This is a genomic window from Pseudomonas sp. sp1636, assembly GCF_030376615.1.
Lineage (GTDB): Bacteria > Pseudomonadota > Gammaproteobacteria > Pseudomonadales > Pseudomonadaceae > Aquipseudomonas.
The window spans coordinates 19,341-33,707 of the sequence record NZ_JARRAB010000025.1 but is presented as its reverse complement, the minus strand read 5'-3'; the positions used below and the strand labels follow the sequence as shown (position 1 = coordinate 33,707).

12 protein-coding genes are annotated in these 14,367 nt (G+C 66.7%); 1 reads left to right on the top strand and 11 read right to left on the bottom strand.

Annotation, left to right across the window (positions count from 1 at the left end):
- Positions 1–23 precede the first annotated feature (23 nt).
- The 8 genes from gabT to P8H27_RS19390 all read right to left on the bottom strand — a co-directional run bounded on the left by gabT (position 24) and on the right by P8H27_RS19390 (position 10,672).
- Positions 24–1,304 carry a 4-aminobutyrate--2-oxoglutarate transaminase gene (gene gabT / locus P8H27_RS19425; protein WP_289639371.1) on the bottom strand — a complete coding sequence of 427 codons (1,281 nt, stop codon included), beginning with the start codon at positions 1,302–1,304 and terminating at the stop codon, positions 24–26.
- Positions 1,305–1,401: 97 nt separating this feature from the next.
- Complete coding sequence (gabD, locus tag P8H27_RS19420; protein ID WP_289639396.1) at positions 1,402–2,853, bottom strand: NADP-dependent succinate-semialdehyde dehydrogenase; 1,452 nt, start codon at positions 2,851–2,853, stop codon at positions 1,402–1,404.
- Between the two features lie 30 nt (positions 2,854–2,883).
- Positions 2,884–3,711, bottom strand: coding sequence for an ABC transporter permease (locus P8H27_RS19415; protein ID WP_289639370.1), 828 nt, complete (start codon positions 3,709–3,711; stop codon positions 2,884–2,886).
- A gap of 58 nt (positions 3,712–3,769) precedes the next feature.
- Complete coding sequence (locus tag P8H27_RS19410; protein WP_374761374.1) at positions 3,770–5,011, bottom strand: ABC transporter permease; 1,242 nt, start codon at positions 5,009–5,011, stop codon at positions 3,770–3,772.
- Between the two features lie 105 nt (positions 5,012–5,116).
- On the bottom strand, positions 5,117–6,151 hold the full coding sequence (locus P8H27_RS19405; RefSeq protein ID WP_289639368.1) for an ABC transporter substrate-binding protein: 1,035 nt from the start codon (positions 6,149–6,151) through the stop codon (positions 5,117–5,119).
- 52 nt (positions 6,152–6,203) lie between these two features.
- Positions 6,204–7,313, bottom strand: coding sequence for an ABC transporter ATP-binding protein (locus P8H27_RS19400; protein WP_289639367.1), 1,110 nt, complete (start codon positions 7,311–7,313; stop codon positions 6,204–6,206).
- Positions 7,314–7,637: 324 nt separating this feature from the next.
- Positions 7,638–8,255 carry a response regulator transcription factor gene (locus tag P8H27_RS19395; protein WP_289639395.1) on the bottom strand — a complete coding sequence of 206 codons (618 nt, stop codon included), beginning with the start codon at positions 8,253–8,255 and terminating at the stop codon, positions 7,638–7,640.
- 8 nt (positions 8,256–8,263) lie between these two features.
- The gene (locus tag P8H27_RS19390) at positions 8,264–10,672 is read right to left on the bottom strand and encodes a PAS domain S-box protein (protein WP_289639366.1); all 2,409 of its coding nucleotides are present in this window, start codon (positions 10,670–10,672) and stop codon (positions 8,264–8,266) included.
- Positions 10,673–10,882: 210 nt separating this feature from the next.
- On the opposite strand from P8H27_RS19390, the gene P8H27_RS19385 reads away from it, so the two are divergent.
- Positions 10,883–11,887, top strand: a complete 1,005-nt coding sequence (locus tag P8H27_RS19385) for an alpha/beta hydrolase family protein (protein WP_289639365.1) — start codon at positions 10,883–10,885, stop codon at positions 11,885–11,887.
- 20 nt (positions 11,888–11,907) lie between these two features.
- Here P8H27_RS19385 and P8H27_RS19380 read toward each other — a convergent pair whose 3' ends face one another.
- Genes P8H27_RS19380 through P8H27_RS19370 form a run of 3 tightly spaced genes read right to left on the bottom strand, consistent with a single transcriptional unit; the run spans position 11,908 to position 14,361 of the window.
- Positions 11,908–12,666 carry a DnaJ domain-containing protein gene (locus P8H27_RS19380; protein WP_289639394.1) on the bottom strand — a complete coding sequence of 253 codons (759 nt, stop codon included), beginning with the start codon at positions 12,664–12,666 and terminating at the stop codon, positions 11,908–11,910.
- A 1-nt stretch (position 12,667) separates the two neighbouring features.
- Positions 12,668–13,339 carry an N-acetylmuramate alpha-1-phosphate uridylyltransferase MurU gene (gene murU / locus P8H27_RS19375; RefSeq protein ID WP_289639364.1) on the bottom strand — a complete coding sequence of 224 codons (672 nt, stop codon included), beginning with the start codon at positions 13,337–13,339 and terminating at the stop codon, positions 12,668–12,670.
- Positions 13,336–14,361: an aminoglycoside phosphotransferase family protein gene (locus tag P8H27_RS19370; protein ID WP_289639363.1), complete on the bottom strand. Its 1,026-nt coding sequence runs from the start codon at positions 14,359–14,361 to the stop codon at positions 13,336–13,338. The genes murU and P8H27_RS19370 overlap by 4 nt, the downstream gene beginning before the upstream one ends.
- Positions 14,362–14,367: the final 6 nt, after the last annotated feature.

Here is a 14,367-nt window from a genome sequence, read left to right as displayed (position 1 = left end):
GCGGGTCTCTTATCCAGCATCGTTTACGCCAGTTCGGCGAAGCACTCTTCGATGATCGCCAGACCGCGATCCAGCAGTTCGTCTTCGGCGGTCAGCGGCACCAGCACCCGCAGCACGTTGCCGTAGGTGCCGCAGGACAGCAGGATCAGACCCTTGTCGCGGGCCTTGGCGACGATCTGGCCGACCAGCGCGGCATTCGGTTTGTGCACATCGCCGTCCTCGCACAACTCCATGGCGATCATCGCGCCGAGGGCACGCACCTCGCCGATGCTCTTGTGCTTGGCCTGGATGGCTTTCAGACCCGTGACCAGACGCTCGCCCACCGCCTTACAGCGCTCCAGCAGGTTTTCTTCTTCGAACACCTCGATCACCGCCAGGGCCGCGGCGCAGGCCAGCGGGCTGCCGGCGTAGGTGCCGCCCAAGCCGCCGGGGGCGATGGCGTCCATGTACTCGGCCTTGCCGCACACGCCGGCCACCGGAAACCCGCCGGCGATGGATTTGGCGAAGGTGGTCAGGTCGGCGGCCACGCCCATCTGCTCCATGGCGAAGAAGGTGCCGGTACGCCCGGCGCCGGTCTGCACCTCGTCGGCGATCAACAGGATGCCGTGCTGGTCACAGAGGGCGCGCAGGCGCTGCATGAATTCTTGCGGCGCCACATAGAAGCCGCCCTCGCCCTGCACCGGCTCGATGATGATCGCGGCGATGTCGCGCGGCTCGGCGTCGTTCTTGAAGATCCGCTCGATGCTGGCGATGGCGTCAGCCGTGCTGACCCCGTGCAGCGCGCAGGGGTACTGGGCGCGGAACACGCCGCCGGGCATCAGGCCCATGCCGGCCGAATAGGGATTGACCTTGCCGGTCAGCGAGAGGGTCATCATGGTGCGGCCGTGGTAGCCGCCGGTGAAGGCGATCACCCCGGCGCGGCCGGTGGCGGCGCGGGCGATCTTCACCGCGTTCTCCACCGCTTCGGAGCCGGTGGTGACCAGCAGGGTCTTCTTGGCGAAGTCGCCCGGCACCCTGGCGTTGATCTTCTCGCACAGCTCGACGTAGGGCTCGTAGGCCAGCACCTGGAAGCAGGTGTGGGTCAGTTTGCTCAGTTGCTCCTGCACCGCCGCCACCACTTTGGGGTGCAGGTGGCCGGTGTTGAGCACCGCGATGCCGCCGGCGAAGTCGATGAACTCGCGGCCCTCGACGTCGGTGACGGTGGCATTCTGCGCGCGGTCGGCGAAGATCGGGTGGATCTGGCCGACGCCGCGGGGGACGGCGGCAGTGCGGCGTTGCATCAGGGAATCGTTGGTCTTGCTCATGGCGTCCTCGTTGGGGATGCAGGTTGTTCTGGCGGTGGAAGACGCTGCGCGGTCTTCCACCCTACGGAGCTGCAATAGGTGCGTATAGGAGCCTGGCCTAGATGCCCAGACACAGGTATTTGATTTCCAGATACTCGTCTAAACCATATTTCGAACCTTCACGGCCCAGGCCCGAGGCCTTCATGCCGCCGAACGGCGCCACCTCGGTGGAGATCACCCCGGTGTTGATGCCGACCATGCCGTATTCCAGGGCCTCGGCCACGCGGAACACCCGACCCAGGTCGCGGGCGTAGAAGTAGGCGGCCAGGCCGAATTCGGTGTCGTTGGCCTGGCGGATCACCTCGGCCTCGTCCTCGAAACGGAACAGCGGCGCCAACGGGCCGAAGGTTTCCTCGCGGGCCACCGCCATCTCGGCGGTCACCCCGCTGACGATGGTCGGCGCGAAGAAGTTGCCGCCCAAACGGTAGCCGCCGGCGACCAGGGTCGCGCCCTTGTCCAGGGCGTCGGCCAGATGGCGCTCGACCTTGGCCACGGCCTCGGCGTTGATCAACGGGCCGGTGGTGATGCCTTCCTGCATGCCGTTGCCGACCTTGAGCTTGGCCACTGCCGCCTTGAGCTTGGCGGCGAAGGCATCGAAGACGCCGTCCTGCACGTACAGGCGGTTGGCGCAGACGCAGGTCTGCCCGGCGTTGCGGTACTTGGAGATGATCGCGCCCTCGACTGCCGCATCCAGATCGGCGTCGTCGAAGACGATGAAGGGGGCGTTGCCGCCCAGTTCCAGCGAGAGCTTCTTCAGGGTCGGCGCGCACTGCTGCATCAGCTGGATGCCGACGCCGGTGGAGCCGGTGAACGACAGCTTGCGCACGATGGGGTTAGCGCACAGCTCGGCGCCGACCTCGCGGCTGGCCTCGACGTCGGCCGGGATCACGCTGAGCAGCCCGGCGGGGATGCCGGCGCGCTCGGCCAGCGCGGCCAGGGCCAGGGCCGAGAACGGCGTCTGCGGCGCCGGCTTGAGCACCATGGCGCAACCCGCCGCCAGGGCCGGACCGGCCTTGCGGGTGATCATGGCGCTGGGGAAGTTCCACGGGGTGATGGCGGCGGTGACGCCGACGGCTTCCTTCTGCACCAGGATGCGCTTGTCCGTGGCATGGGCCGGGATCAGGTCGCCGTAGGCGCGCTTGGCTTCCTCGGCGAACCACTCGATAAAGGAGGCGGCGTAGGCGATCTCGCCACGGGCCTCGGCCAGGGGCTTGCCCTGTTCAAAGGTCATGATCCGCGCCAGGTCTTCCTGGTTGGCCAGGATCAGCTCGAACCACTGGCGCAGGCGATTGGCCCGCTCTTTTGCGGTCAGCGCGCGCCAGGCCGGCTGAGCGGCTTGCGCGGCCTCGATGGCGCGGCGGGTTTCGCCGCGGCCCATGTTCGGCACGCTGCCGATCAGCTCGGCGGTGGCCGGGTTGAAGATCTCGCTGCGCGCGCCGCTGTCGGCTTCGCACCACTGGCCGTTCACGTAGGCCTGCTGACGCAGCAGGCTGGGGTCGTTGAGTTGCAGGCTCATAGGGTTCTCTTGTTATTCGCCAGATCAGGTGGGTTGCTGGGTGCGCAGTTTTTCGCTACGCCCGCGCAGCCATTCCAGGGTCAGCAACAGCAGGATGGAGAAGCCGATCAGCAGGGTCGCCGCCGCGGCGATGGTCGGCGACAGGTTCTCGCGGATGCCGCTGAACATCTGCCGCGGCAGGGTGGCCTGCTCGGGGCCGGCGAGGAACAGGGTGACCACCACTTCGTCGAAGGAGGTGGCGAAGGCGAACAGCGCGCCGCTGATCACCCCCGGGGCGATCAGCGGCAGGGTCACCCGGCGGAACGCGGTCAGCGGCGAGGCGCCGAGGCTGGCCGCGGCACGCACCAGGTTGTGGTTGAAGCCCTGCAGGGTGGCCGACACCGTGATGATGACGAAGGGCACGCCCAGCACCGCATGCACCACGATCAGCGACAGGTAACTGTTGCCCAGGCCCAGCGGGGCGAAGAACAGGTAGCTGGCCACCCCGACGATCACCACCGGCACCACCATGGGCGAGATCAGCAGGCTCATCACCAGCGCCTTGCCGCGGAACTCGCCGCGGGTCAGGCCGATCGCCGCCAGGGTGCCGAAGACCATGGCCAGCACGGTGGCGGCCGGGGCGATGATCAGGCTGTTCTTCAGCGAACGCATCCAGTCAGCGGACATGAAGAAGTCTTCATACCAGCGCAGGGAAAAGCCCTGCAGCGGGTAGACCAGAAAGCTGCCGGAGTTGAACGACAACGGGATGATCACCAGCACCGGCAGGATCAGGAACAGCAGCACCAGCGCGCAGAGGCTGCGCAGGCTGTAGTACCAGATGCGTTCGACGGGTGACAGGTAGGGGCTCAGCATAGATCTCTCTCCATCCTAAGGTTGTCCTCGCCCAGCGGGCGAGGACGACAGGGTCAGGTCAGGCCAGGCGCAACCGGCTGGCGCCGACCAGCCAGCTGTAGACCACGTAGAGCACCAGGGTGGCGCCCAGCAGCAGGCCGCCGAGGGCCGTGGCCATGCCCCAGTTGATGGTGGTGTTGGTATAGAAGGCGACGAAATAGCTGATCATCTGGTCGCTCGGGCTGCCCAGCAGCGCCGGGGTGATGTAGTAGCCGATCGACAGGATGAACACCAGCAGGCAGCCGGCGCCGACCCCGGCCAGGGTCTGCGGGAAGTACACCCGCCAGAAGCTGGCGAAGGGGTGGCAGCCCAGCGACACTGCCGCGCGCATATAGGTGGGCGAGATGCCCTTCATCACGCTGTAGATCGGCAGGATCATGAACGGCAGCATGATGTGCACCATGGCGATGTACACCCCGCTGCGGTTGAACACCAGCTGCAAGGGTTCGTCGATGATGCCCAGCGACAGCAGCGCACCATTGATCAGGCCGCCGGACTGCAACAGCACGATCCAGGCCGCCACCCGCACCAGGATCGAGGTCCAGAACGGCAGCAGCACCAGGATCATCAGCAGGTTGCTCTGCCGGGTCGGCAGGTTGGCCAGCAGGTAGGCCAGCGGGTAGGCCAGCACCAGGCAGATGGCGGTGATCACCAGACTCATCCAGAAGGTGCGCACGAAAATGTCCAGGTAGATGGCCTGGTCCGGGGTGGCACTGGCCAGCTCGCCGAGATCGTCGATGCGATGGTCGAGGGCGGCCAGCAGGTAATAGGGGGTGAAGCTCGAACTGTTGCGGCGGATCACCTGCCAATAGGCCGGGTCGCCCCAACGCTCGTCCAGGCTTTCCAGGGCGTCCTTGTAGGACGCAGGTTCGCTGGCGAAGGGCAGCGCACGGGCGGTGCTGCTGATCAGGCTGCGAAAGCCGGCCAGTTCCATGTTCAGGCGCTTGGACAGGTCGCCCAGATTACGCTGGCTGCGCGCCTCGACGATGTCCAGGCTCACGGCGCGATAGACCGCCTCGCCCGGCAGTGCCTTGCCGTTCCATTCGGTGATGGCCGCGACGGTAAGCGGCAGGCTGGCGACCACTTCCGGGTTGTCCACGCTGCGCCAGAGCAAGGCGCCGATGGGCACCAGGAAGGTCAGCAGGAGAAACACCAGCAAGGGCAGGATCAGCGCCTTGGACTTCAGCCGATTGAAGCGTTCGGCGCGGGCCAGACGCTGCTTGAGACTGGTACTGGTGATGGGCAGGTCGGTGACAGGCATTACGCTGGCCATGGAAAACTCCGCATGCAACGGCCGCACTAGGCGACGGGTAAACACAGGCAAAACAGGCAAGGCCCCGGCCTTGCGGCCGGGGTCGGGGCGGCTTTAGTTGCGCGCAGCCCAGGCATTGAAGCGCTGTTCCAGCTGCTCGCCGTAGTCGGCCCAGAAGGTCACGTCGATGGCTACCTGATCCTTGATGTTTTCCGGCGTGGTCGGCATCACGTTCAGACGCTCGGGCGCCAGCAGGTCGATGGCCTGTTTCTTGGCCGGGCCGTAGGCGATGTTTTCGGCGAAGACTTTCTGCGGCTGCGCTTGCACCGAGAAGGCGATGAACTGCTTGGCTGCTTCCTGATTCTTGGCACCGCGCGGAATGGCCCAGGAGTCGAAATCGTAGATGCCGCCGCTCCACACCACCTGCAGGTTGCTCTCGGCCTGCACCGCGGCGATCCGACCGTTGTAGGCCGAACTCATGACCACGTCGCCGGAGGCCAGGTACTGCGGTGGCTGGGCGCCGGCTTCCCACCACTGGATATGCGGCTTGAGCTCATCCAGCTTGCGGAAGGCCCGGTCGACGCCGTCACGGGTCGCCAGCACCTTGTACACCTCGGTCGGCGCAACGCCGTCAGCCATCAGGGCGAATTCCAGGGTGTACTTGGCGCCCTTGCGCAGGCCGCGCTTGCCGGGGAATTTCTTCACATCCCAGAAATCGCTCCAACCGGTCGGTGCGCCGCTGAGCTTGTCGGCGTTGTAGGCGAGCACCGTCGACCAGACGAAGAAGCCCACGCCGCACGGCTGGATAGCGCCGTCGATGAAGTCGTCCGGGTTGCCGAACAGCGCCGGATCGAGCGGCTCGAACAAGCCCTCGTCACAGCCGCGGGCCAGCTCGGGCGATTCCACTTCGAGCAGGTTCCAGTTCACGCTGTTGGTGTCGACCATGGCTTTGACCTTGGCCATCTCGCCGTTGTACTCGCCGGCCAGGATCTTGTTGCCGGTGCTTTTCTCGAAGGGCTCGTAGAAGGCCTTGACCTGCGCCTCCTTGCTCGCGCCGCCGAATGAAATCGCAGTCAGGTCGGCCGCCATCGCCGGAACTGCAAGGGCCACCCCAACGGCCAGGGCCGCCAACTTCAGGGATTTCGACATTGTTGTTATCTCCTCTGTGTCACATGGGTAAGGATGAAGCACTGTTAGTGGTTCAGTCAGGCTGCTGTGGATCGAGGGCGCGGACGTGCTCGACCTGCCAGCCGAGCGGCACCAGATCGCCAACGGCCAGAGCGGAATCCAGCTCGGCCACCGGCTGCTTGATGTAGAAATCGCTTTTGCCGCAGACCTCCATGCGGATGCGCACGTGGTCGCCCAGGTAGATGAACTCGGCGACGCGCCCGGAGAAGCGGTTCGGGCAGGCCTCGCTGTGGCCGTTCAGGCGAATCCGCTCGGGGCGTACCGACAGGGTCACCGGCTCGCCCGGCTGGCCGACGTTGACCGCCAGCGCCTCGACCCGCTCGCCACGGGCCAGGCCGACCACGCAGCGCTCGCCAGCGCGGCTGATCAGGTGGCCGCTGAGGCGGTTGTTCTCGCCGATGAAGTTGGCGACGAAGGTATTGCTCGGCTGCTCATAGAGGATGCGCGGCTCGGCGATCTGCTGGATCTCGCCCTGATGGAACACCGCGACCCGGTCGGACATGGTCAGCGCCTCGCCCTGGTCGTGGGTGACGTAGACCACGGTCACGCCCAGACGCTGGTGCAGGTGCTTGATCTCCATCTGCATGTGCTCGCGCAACTGCTTGTCCAGCGCCCCAAGGGGTTCGTCCATCAGCACCAGCTGCGGTTCGAACACCAGGGCGCGGGCCAGGGCCACACGCTGCTGCTGGCCGCCGGAGAGTTGCCCGGGATAGCGGTTGCGGAAGCTGTCCAGCTGCACCATCGACAGCGCACGCTTGACCCGTTCGCTGGTATCGGTGCGCGACAGGCCGCGCACGCTCAGGGGAAAGGCCAGGTTCTCGGCCACGGTCATGTGCGGGAACAACGCATAGTTCTGGAACACCATGCCGATGTCGCGCTTGTGCGGTGGCAGCTTGGTCAGCGAGCGACCGCCGAGGAGGATTTCTCCGGCGGTGGGGGTTTCGAAACCGGCCAGCATCATCAAGCTGGTGGTCTTGCCCGAACCGGACGGCCCGAGCAGGGTCAGGAATTCGCCCTTGCGGATGTCCAGATTGAGATCCTTGACGATCAGGTTCTCGCCGTCATAGCTCTTCTGCACACCGCGAAAACTCACCAACACATCGTTTGCCTGAGACTCGGACATCACCGCACCCTTTGTTGTTGTCTGTACGTCGTTGAGCACAGATTAGGCGCGAGGGGACACGGGAAAAATCGGCCGGGATGACGAACTGCTATCAGACCGGCGGAGAGATTGCTGTAGGAATCGCCCTACAATTTCCCAGCATGGCCGTCGGCCTTTCTCGGCCGACGGTAGGGCTCATGGCTGGCGTAGGGTGCGCCGCGCGCACCGGCGATCGACGCGGTCTATACACCCAAACTGATCGATATGTCTCCACGGCTCAGGGCAGAAATCGACGAGGCATTGGTGCGCGCGGCGCACCCTACCCGATCGGTACGGTTCCACGGCTCAAACCAGGCGATGCTCCATGGCATAGCGCACCAGATCGGCCATCGAGTGCACCCCGAGCTTCTGCATCAGGCGCGCCTTGTGGGTGCTCACGGTCTTGTTGCTGATCGCCAGGTGCAGGGCGATGTCGTTGACCCCTTCGCCGCGCACCAGGCGCTCGAACACCGAGAACTCGCGCTCCGAGAGCTGGGCATGGGGCGGCCGCGAATCGGTCAGGCCGACCTCGAAAACCATGCGGTCGGCCAGCTCAGGATCGATGTAGCGGCCGCCGCCGGCCACCTTGCGGATGGCGCTGATCAGCAGCGCCGGGTCGCTGTCCTTGGTCGCATAACCGGCGGCGCCGACCTTGAGCGCGCGGGCGGCCATCTGCGCCTCGTTGTGCATCGACAGCACCAGGATCGCCGGCCCGTTGGCCAGCGCGCGGATCCGCGGAATCGCCTCCAGGCCGTTGACCCCGGGCATGCTGATATCCAGCAGCACCACGTCGCAGGCCGTCTTGCGCAGGCACTCGAGCAACTGCTCGCCATTGCCGGCCTCGCCCACCACCTCGAGGTCGCGGGCCAGGCCGATCAACTGCTTGATGCCTTCACGCACGATGGCGTGGTCTTCAGCCACCATTACCCGAATCACGCCACTGCCTCCTCGGCCACTGCCACTCGTGCGCACAGAGTAGTGCCCTCGCCGGGCTGGCTGTCAATCTGCAACTGGCCGCCGAGCATCAATACCCGCTCCTGCATGCCGACCAACCCAAACGACTGACCCGGCTGGCGCTGCTCGGGCACGAAGCCTTTGCCGTCGTCGCTGACGCACAGGCACAGTTCGCCGTCCTCCAGGCGCAGGCTGACCTGCACGCTGTGTGCGCCGGCGTGGCGCATGATGTTGGTCAGCGCCTCCTGGAGAATGCGAAACAGGCCGATGGCCTTGGCGTCGCTGAGTGTCGGCAGGCTCTCCGGCACCTCGACCATGCACGGGATCTGGGTGCGCGCCTCGAAGCGGCGCACCTGCCACTCGATGGCCGAGGCGATGCCGGCGTCGAGAATCGGCGGGCGCAACGCGGTGGCGACATCGCGCACCAACTGAAACAGCTGGGCGATCAGGCGTTTCATGTTCTGCAGATGCCGATCCAGCTCCGGCAACTGGCCGGAGCAGGCCAGCTCGCACATGGCGGTTTCCAGCTTGAGCACGGTGAGTACCTGGCCCAGTTCGTCGTGCACTTCGCGGGCGATGCGCGCCTTTTCCTCTTCGCGCACGCTCTCCAGGTGCGCCGAGAGGTCACGCAGGCGCGCCCGCGACTCGCTCAACGCCAGTTCCACCTGCTTGTTCTCGGTGATGTCCCAGACGATCCCGTCCCACACCACCCGGCCCTCGCCCAGACGGCGCGCCGTGGCCTTGATGTCGGCCCAGCGCAACTGGCCGGCACGGGTGAGGATCCGCCCCTGCCACTGCCAGTCGCTGTCGCCGGCCAGGGCCGCGCCCTGGGTTAGCCGGTAGCTGGCCTGATCGTCGGGGTGCACCAGACTGCGAATGCCGCGGTCGGCGCGCTGCAACTCGACGGCCGGATAACCGACCAGTTCGGCACTGGCCTCGCTGATATAGGCGAACACCACCTCCTCCTCGAACGCACTGCGCTCCAGGCGAAACACCAGGCCGGGCACGTTGCCGGCGATGCCCTTGAACCGCGCCTCGCTCTCCTGCAGGGCGGCGCGGGCACGCCGGCGCTCGGTGACATCGGCGAGGAACACCACCAGGTATTCCGCCCGGTCGAAGCGCAGGAAACTCAGCGATACGTCCACCGGCAAGCCGCTGCCATCGGCGCGCAGGCACTCGCTCTCGAACCCCGGCAAGGCCTCGTCGCTACCGCGCGCCAACTTCCACAGGCTCAACCAGCGGTCCATATCCAGACTCGGTTCCAGGGCCTGTAACGGCAGCTCCACCAGCGCCCCGCCGGCATAGCCGAGCATCTCCTCGGCGGCGCGGTTGGCATAACGCACATGGCTGTCCCAATTGACCCAGAGAATGCCCACGGTGCTGTGGTCGATGGAGAACTGACTGAGGCGCAGGGCCTGCTCGGCCACCTCGCGCTGGCTCAACTCCTGGCGCACGCCGAGCAGTTGGCGCTCCAGACCGCGGCGCTGCTGACGCAGATGCAGGACGATGGCCGCGGTGCTGAGCAAGGCCAACAACAGCAACAGCGCGAGGCCGCGCCAGAAGGCCAGGGACTCGCCGATCTGCGGGTATTTCAACGGCAGCCAGCGCTCGCGCAGGCGCTCGATCTCGCGCCCGGGCATGGCCTCCAGGGTTCGTTCGAGGATCTCCGCCAGCAGCGGCTGGTCGCGCCGACTGGCGACGCGCAGCAACTGCGGCAGACCGATATCGCCGACGATGCTCAGGGCCGCGAACTGCGGCTCGCGCAGCAGCAGGCTGAGGCGCGCCTCGTCGACCACCGCGTAGCTGACCTCCTGACGCAACAGGCGCAGCAGGCCCACCCGCTCCGAACTCACCGCCTGCAGGCGCAGGTTGTTATGGGTCTTGTACAGGTACTCGAACACCGGGCTCGGCTCGCGCACCGCGACCAGCTCATCGTGCCCCAGACGGTCGAGATCGACCGCACTGATGCCGCGCTGCTCGCTCACCACCAGATGGGGCACGCGCATATAGGGTGCGGAATAGAGCCACAGGCGCAGGCCGCGCGGGGTCTGCTGCAACCCCGGCGCGAGGTCGACCTCGCCACGCCTTAGCGCGCTATCCAGCTCGCCCTGATCGGCGTAGCGCAGCCATACCGGCTCGACGCCCATGCCCTGCAGCAGGCGCGTCATCAGCTCGACGTTGGCCCCGGAAAGCCGCTGCAGGCGCCGGTCATACAGGGCCCAGGGCGCTTGCATGAGCAGACCTACGCGCAACTGCCGGTGCTCGCCGAGCCAGGCCTGCTGCTCGGCGGTGTAGAGCGGACGCAGGGGCAACGCCGAGTCTTCGGCCCAGGTCAAAAACGGCCACACCAGCAGTAGAAAGAGGATGCGCGACCAGATAGGACTCATTGCCAAAATTACTCTGCCAGGGCACCAGGGGAACATTCAGCGGCGGTGAAAATATCGCATCTCGTCGCGAGGCAGTCGCCGCAGGCGGCAAAGTTCTCACACGTGCGCATACCTTACTCCAGTCCAGGCCGGGCTAGCCAAGGGTTAGCGCTGACAAGGCGCTCGCCAAACAGTAGGCTGAGGCGCTCATCGTTCCCCCTGGAGTCCGCCATGCCCCACCTCATTCCCTCCCTGCTGGCGACCCTGAGCCTGATACTGCCGATCGGCTCAGCGCTGCAGGCGGCAGAAGCCAACACGGAGAGCCACGGCGAGCGCGCGCCACTCGCTCCGTCCGCCACCGACCTGAGCCGCCCGCCACCCGCCGAGCGCAGTGCGGATGCGGCCAGCGCGCTGAGCCGCCAGTTGCCCAGCCAGGAGCAACAGTTACTGCAGGCCGGAGATGAGTCTTTCCTGGCCCTGTGGCAAGCCGCCAATGCGGCCGAGGCCCATGGCGTGGTGGTGCTGGTCGCCGGCGATGGCGAAAGCGCCGACTGGCCCAAAGTGCTCGGCCCGCTGCGGCGCAAGCTGCCGGATGGCGGCTGGCACAGCCTGAGTCTGAGCCTGCCCGACCCGCAGGACGCCCAGCCGCTGGCGCCCGAGATTAAGCTCGCAAGCGCAGCCACAGCGGCCGATGAGCCGCCGGCCGACGCCTCCACGCCGGCCGCGGAGGGGTCGGCAGCCGCCAGCGACACCGCGCCAGCCGCCCCGACCAGCCAGGCCGACCAACCCATGGCAGACCCCGGCGCACGTCACGCCCGGCGCATCAAGCAGCGCATCCAGGCGGCGCTGGAACTGGCCCGCCAGCAGCAGGCCAAGCACATCATCCTGCTCGGCCATGGCAGCGGCGGCTACTGGAGCATGCGTTATCTCAGCGAAGAGCAACCCGCCGACGTGCGCAGCCTGCTGCTGGTGGACGTCAAGCCGGCAGCCGATGCCAGCCCGGGGCTGGCCGAGCTGCAAGCCGACCTCAAGCTGACCACCGGCGACTTCTACTACAAGGATCGACAACCCGAGCGCAACGCGGCCGCCAGACGCGCCCAGGCCAGCAAGCGGCAGGAACATCCGGCCTATACCCAGGTGGCACTCAAGGCCTTGCCGGGCAACCCCGAAGTCGAGCAGGAACAGCTGTACCGCCGACTGCGTGGCTGGCTCAGCCGGCAACTGCAGAGCCGTTGACGCGCTTGCGTCCGCCCCGCCTAACGAAAGCCGCGACGCTGGCGAACCAGCCCATAGGCCTGGTGCAGTTCACGGGTCTTTTCCGTGGCCTCGCGCAGCCGCTCAGGCGATACGCCGCTGCCGGCCAGCTTGTCCGGATGGTGGCGACTCAATAGCCGTCGGTAGGCACGCTTGATCTGCGCCGGCTCGCTCTCGGCGGTCACCCCGAGCATGCTCAGCGCCGCCTGATAGCTGCCGCTGGCAGAAACCAACGATCCCTGCTTGGGCGCATAGGCCGCGCTCAGTACTTGCTGGGTCGCCATCGACACGGCCAACCACTTGCCCCACAGCAGAATCAACTCGCGCTCGGCCTGACTGACCCGGCCGTCCACCCAGGCCATGCGCCAGCACGCACGCAGCAAGGCTTCGGCCTGCGCGCGCTGGCGGCGCAAGGGGCTGCGCAGGCCATCGCGGCCGGTCTTGCCGCGGGCGAAGGCCGCCACCGCCCGCCGCTGTCCCGGCGCATCCAGGCCCAGGCGCTGCATCTCGGCGCGCGCCTGCAGAATATGCGCCGGCAGCACCCGGCCATCGCACTTGGCCAGGCGACCGAGCAGGACGAACAGCAACTCCTCGTCGCCCGGATGCGGCTTGCCGCCCAGCCGCTCGCGCAACGCCGCCCAGCCGTGCAAGCGCAAACGCCGATCCACCACCTGACCGAGCAACCCGCCGAGCAAGGCGCCGGGAATGCTGGCCAGGGCCAGGCCGCCAACGGCGCCGAGCAGGGTCGCCGGCCAGAGCATCTCAGTGCCCCGCGGCGAGCAGACGCTCGACTTCGGCCAAGCGCTCATGGGTGCCGACATCGACCCAACGCCCGGCGAAGCGTTCGCCGCTGAGCAAACCTTCGCCCATGGCGCGGCGCAACAGCGGGGCCAGCTTGAAGGCACCCGGCTGACAACCGGCAAACAAGGCCGGGGCCAGCACGGCGATGCCGCTGTAGGTCAGGCTCGGCTGACCGGTTTGCGCCTCGCCGACCCGCTCGGCGCACAAGGCAAAGTCGCCAGCGCAGTGGTGCGGCGGATTATCCACCAGCACCAGATGAGCCAACCCAGCCAGGGGGCGACGCAGCCGGGCAAAGGGGTAATCGGTAAAGATGTCGCCATTGACCAGCACAAAGGGTTGTTCGCCCAGCAGCGGTAGCGCGCGGAAAATCCCGCCGCCGGTTTCCAGCGGCTCGCCTTCGGCCGAATACTGGATACTCAAGCCAAAATCCGCGCCATCGCCCAGGTAGTCCTCGATCTGCTGGCCGAGCCAGGCGTGGTTGATCACCAGCTCGCGGAAACCGGCGACGGCCAGGGCGCGCACGTGGTATTCGATCAAGGGTACGCCAGCGGCCTGCACCAGCGGCTTGGGCGTGTGCAGGGTCAAGGGGCGCAGGCGTTCGCCCTTGCCGGCCGCCAGGATCATTGCCTTCATGCCGGCACCGCGGCGGTCTGCGGCAGGCTGGCGAACAACTCGCCGAGTTCGGCCAACTCCGGGCGGCGCGCCAGCACGGCCTCTATATAGGCGAAGAAGCGCGGCACATCGCCCAGGTATCTGGGCTTGCCGTCACGGTGACAAATCCGTGCGAAAATGCCGATCACCTTGAGATGCCGCTGCACGCCCATCAGGTCGCTGGCACGCAGGAATTCGTCCAGCTCGGCCTGCACGGGGATTCCTGCGGCCCCGGCCTGCCGCCAATAGCCCTCGAGCCAAGCACGCACCCGCGCCTCGGGCCAACTGAGAAAAGCATCCTTGAACAGGCAGGTGACGTCGTAGGTCACCGGGCCGTAAACCGCATCCTGAAAGTCCAGCACTCCGGGGTTCGGTGCGCTGAGCATCAGGTTGCGCGGCATGTAGTCGCGGTGCACCAGCACCTTGGGCTGGGCCAGGGCGCTGTCGATCAGCAGCGCGCAGATCCGCTGCCAAGCGGCCTGCTGCGCCTCGCTCAACTCGACGCCCAGGTGGCGCCGCACATACCACTCGGGAAATAGTTGCAGCTCGCGGCGCAGCAAGGCGTCGTCATAGCTGGGCAGCGGCGCATCCATCGGCAGCCGCTGAAAAGCCAGCAAGGCCTGCACGGCATCGTCAAACAGCCGATCGGCGTTCTCTGCGTCGATCACCTCCAGGTAGGTCTGCCGGCCCAGATCGCCGAGCAGGAGAAAACCCCGCTGCAGGTCTTGGGCGAGAATCTGCGGCACATTGACCCCGGCCCCGGCCAGCCGTTCGGCGACCTTGACGAAAGGTCGGCAGTCCTCCTGCGGCGGCGGCGCATCCATCAGGATCAGGCTGCGGCCAGCGCCCTGCCAACGGAAATAACGGCGAAAACTGGCGTCGCTGCTGGCGGGCGTCAAGGTGCCGAGCGGCACGGCGCCCCAACCGCGGGCGGCGAACAAGGCCGGCAGTTGCTGGTCGAGCCAATGTTTAAGGAGCTGCAGGCGTATATCTTCATCAGGCATTACAAG

Excerpts from the sequence above, each read along its gene's own strand:
- P8H27_RS19415 (WP_289639370.1), bottom strand. The coding sequence starts at position 3,711 with ATGCTGAGCCCCTACCTGTCACCCGTCGAACGCATCTGGTACTACAGC.
- murU (WP_289639364.1), bottom strand. The coding sequence starts at position 13,339 with ATGAAGGCAATGATCCTGGCGGCCGGCAAGGGCGAACGCCTGCGCCCC.
- P8H27_RS19410 (WP_374761374.1), bottom strand. The coding sequence starts at position 5,011 with ATGCCTGTCACCGACCTGCCCATCACCAGTACCAGTCTCAAGCAGCGT.
- P8H27_RS19380 (WP_289639394.1), bottom strand. The coding sequence starts at position 12,666 with ATGCTCTGGCCGGCGACCCTGCTCGGCGCCGTTGGCGGCCTGGCCCTG.
- P8H27_RS19385 (WP_289639365.1), top strand. The coding sequence starts at position 10,883 with ATGCCCCACCTCATTCCCTCCCTGCTGGCGACCCTGAGCCTGATACTG.
- P8H27_RS19370 (WP_289639363.1), bottom strand. The coding sequence starts at position 14,361 with ATGCCTGATGAAGATATACGCCTGCAGCTCCTTAAACATTGGCTCGAC.
- P8H27_RS19400 (WP_289639367.1), bottom strand. The coding sequence starts at position 7,313 with ATGTCCGAGTCTCAGGCAAACGATGTGTTGGTGAGTTTTCGCGGTGTG.
- P8H27_RS19390 (WP_289639366.1), bottom strand. The coding sequence starts at position 10,672 with ATGAGTCCTATCTGGTCGCGCATCCTCTTTCTACTGCTGGTGTGGCCG.
- gabT (WP_289639371.1), bottom strand. The coding sequence starts at position 1,304 with ATGAGCAAGACCAACGATTCCCTGATGCAACGCCGCACTGCCGCCGTC.
- P8H27_RS19395 (WP_289639395.1), bottom strand. The coding sequence starts at position 8,255 with ATGGTGGCTGAAGACCACGCCATCGTGCGTGAAGGCATCAAGCAGTTG.
- P8H27_RS19405 (WP_289639368.1), bottom strand. The coding sequence starts at position 6,151 with ATGTCGAAATCCCTGAAGTTGGCGGCCCTGGCCGTTGGGGTGGCCCTT.